This is a genomic window from Paenibacillus sp. E194 (genome assembly GCF_000935845.1).
In the GTDB taxonomy this organism is placed as follows: domain Bacteria; phylum Bacillota; class Bacilli; order Paenibacillales; family Paenibacillaceae; genus Paenibacillus_B; species Paenibacillus_B alvei_B.
Genome location: NZ_JMDX01000540.1, coordinates 1 through 687, shown reverse-complemented (window position 1 = coordinate 687; position 687 = coordinate 1). Strand labels below are relative to the sequence as shown.

At 59.7% G+C, this 687-nt stretch carries 1 protein-coding gene; it reads left to right on the top strand.

Annotation, left to right across the window (positions count from 1 at the left end; translation table 11 throughout):
• A partial coding sequence (locus AZ66_RS29450; RefSeq protein ID WP_231587112.1) for a condensation domain-containing protein occupies positions 1-687 on the top strand: 687 nt, incomplete at both ends.

The window sequence follows — 687 nt, the reverse complement described above, 5'->3', positions numbered from 1 at the left end:
GCAGTTGGAGGGCAGCGAAGCGCTATCTGCGCTATCTGCGCTGCCGAAGCGGCAGCGTCAGGCGCAAGGCTTTGAAGCGAAACGAGTGAGCTGGAGTGTCCCTCGGGAGCAGAGCAAGGCCATTGCACTGGTGGCCACTGCGCACGGTGTAACGGTAAGCACGCTGCTGCAAACGGCATGGGGACTGGTGATGCACGCCTACAGCGGAAGCAGGGATGCGGTATTTGGAGGCGTCGTGTCGGGCCGACCGGCAGACCTGCCCGGCGTGGAAGGGATGATCGGACTGTTCATCAATACGCTGCCTGTCCGGGTAACGTGCGAGGGACAGGAGACGGTTGCGGACCTGCTGCGCCGCATGCAGGCGCAGGCGCTGGCCTCGCAAGGTTACGCCTACTATCCGCTGCACGAAATCCAGGCGCAGTGCGCCGGAACGAGAGAACTGTTCGACCATATTCTTGTGTTCGAGAACTACCCGATGCAAACCGCGCAGGCGGAAGCGTCAGCGGATGCAAGCGGACTGGAAATTACGGGGGTTCAAGCGGAGGAACAAACGAATTATGACCTGAATGTGATGATTCAGCCGGGAGAAGAGCTGCACATTCATTTCGACTACAACGGACAGGTGTACGAGCAAGGCACGATGGAGCGCTTGCAAGGTCACTGGATGCGGATGGTAGAGCAGATCGT